Origin of the sequence: Tenebrionibacter intestinalis (assembly GCF_016632365.1) — a bacterium.
Taxonomy (GTDB): Bacteria; Pseudomonadota; Gammaproteobacteria; order Enterobacterales; family Enterobacteriaceae; genus Tenebrionibacter; species Tenebrionibacter intestinalis.
In genome coordinates, this window is record NZ_JAEPBH010000147.1 from 1 (window position 1) to 850 (window position 850).

At 65.5% G+C, this 850-nt stretch carries 1 protein-coding gene; it reads left to right on the forward strand.

The annotated features are described in order from the left end of the window. Nucleotides 1–850: Ig-like domain-containing protein (locus JJB97_RS18185; protein ID WP_238715488.1), on the forward strand; the 850-nt coding region annotated here is incomplete at both ends.

Here is an 850-nt window from a genome sequence, read left to right on the forward strand (position 1 = left end):
GGGCCGCAGGTCTCCGGGACCAGCGATGAAAGCTGGGATTTCACCCTGCTGACCAGCGCCCCGGCGCAGCCGTCCATTGAGAACGTGGAAGATAATTACACCCAGGGAACGGATGCGGATACCGGGCTGCTGCAAAAAGGGCAGGCCACCAATGACGCCACGCTGACGCTCAACGGCACGGCCGGGGCGGGGATGACGGTACAAATCTGGGCAACCGACAAAGACGGGCAGCGCGTGAAGGTGGGCGAAGGCACGGCGGATGAAAATGGCCGCTGGAGCATCACCACGGATGCGCTGGGCGAGGACGGCGCCTACGACCTGACGGCCACGGCGGTGAACGCCGCAGGCGTATCTTCAGCAGAAACCGGGGCCTTCCCGATAGTGCTGGATACCGTGGCGCCGGCGCAGGCGGTGGCGACGCTCAATGACGACCAGGGCGACAAAACGGGCGTGATTAACGCCGGCGACGTAACGGACGACCGCACGCCGACCCTGACCGGCACCGGCGAAGCGGGGGCCACGGTGGCGGTTTACCTGGACGGCAGCACGACGGCGGCCGGCAGCGTGGTGGTGGATGCGCAGGGCAACTGGACGCTGCCGCTGGCGTCGCTGGAAGACGGCGAGCACAGCTATCAGATTAAAATTACGGACAGCGCCGGTAACGAAACCCTCAGCCCGAAGGTGGACTTTACCGTGGATGCGAGCAGCGTTGCGCTGACGATCGATCACGCCAACGACAATGTGGGCAAGCTTACCGGGGCTGTGCTGACAGGCGGGCTGACGGACGACAGTACGCCGGAGCTGCAGGGCACCGCAGCGGCCGGGGCGGTTGTGACCATTAAGGACGCGA